Origin of the sequence: Pseudoalteromonas sp. NBT06-2 (assembly GCF_002276045.1) — a bacterium.
Taxonomy (GTDB): Bacteria; Pseudomonadota; Gammaproteobacteria; order Enterobacterales; family Alteromonadaceae; genus Pseudoalteromonas.
Map to the genome: position 1 here is coordinate 1 of NZ_NQMR01000171.1, position 961 is coordinate 961.

General features: G+C 33.5%; 1 protein-coding gene. It reads left to right on the forward strand.

The features are described from left to right. A partial coding sequence (locus CJF42_RS22600) for an integron integrase (protein ID WP_141235633.1) occupies window positions 1-880 on the forward strand: 880 nt, incomplete at its 5' end. Window positions 881-961 lie beyond the last annotated feature (81 nt).

Consider the following 961-nt stretch of genomic DNA (forward strand, 5'->3'; position numbering starts at 1 on the left):
TTATTTATATTGGATAAAACAATATATCTTATTCAATAATAAACGCCATCCGTTAGATATGGGTAAGGAAGAAGTTAAAGGCTATTTATCATGGTTAGCTAGCTCTCAAAATGTAGCTAAAAACACTCAAAAATCGGCGCTGAATTCACTTATTTTTTTATATGCTAAATGTTTGAAAATAAATTTAGGTGATTTAGGATTTACTTTAGCGACAAAACAAAGGCATTTACCCGTTGTACTTGATGATAAGGAAGTATCAGAAATATTATCTCACATGTCAGGATATGCAAAAACTGTTGTTGCGTTACTTTTTGGTAGTGGTTTACGTGTCAATGAATGTTTGAGATTAAGAGTTCAAGACATTAATTTTCATAACCTTTCAATCATAGTCAGAGACGGTAAAGCAAATAAAGACAGGCAAACAATGCTTGCACAAACATCGGTTAAGCCTTTACAAGAAATGGTAACTAAAGCGCTAAAAATTCAGCAGATAGATAATGAACTTGGCTGTGGTCCTTCATTTCCATATGCGCTATCACGAAAATACCCCAATGCATTTAAAGACCCAGGTTGGATGTTTGTTTTTCCTTCATATAATTTATGTGCACATCCGGAAACAGGTGAATTATGTCGTCACCATTTACATGACAGCTGTATTAGAAAAGCACTACAACCCGCTGTTCGTAAAGCAAATATTCATAAAAAGGTGAATTGTCATACATTTCGTCATTCCTTTGCGACACATTTATTAAAAAATGGTCGAGATATAAGAACAATTCAAGAACTACTAGGCCACAATGACATATCAACTACTCAGATATATACTCACGTCATTGGTCAACACTTTGCTGGTACCACCAGCCCTTTAGATGACTTATAAAAATATAAAAACCAGCTATTTAAATAGCTGGTTTGTAAATTATACTATGTATTATTAGCTAACTTCTAATCATCTGTGCGA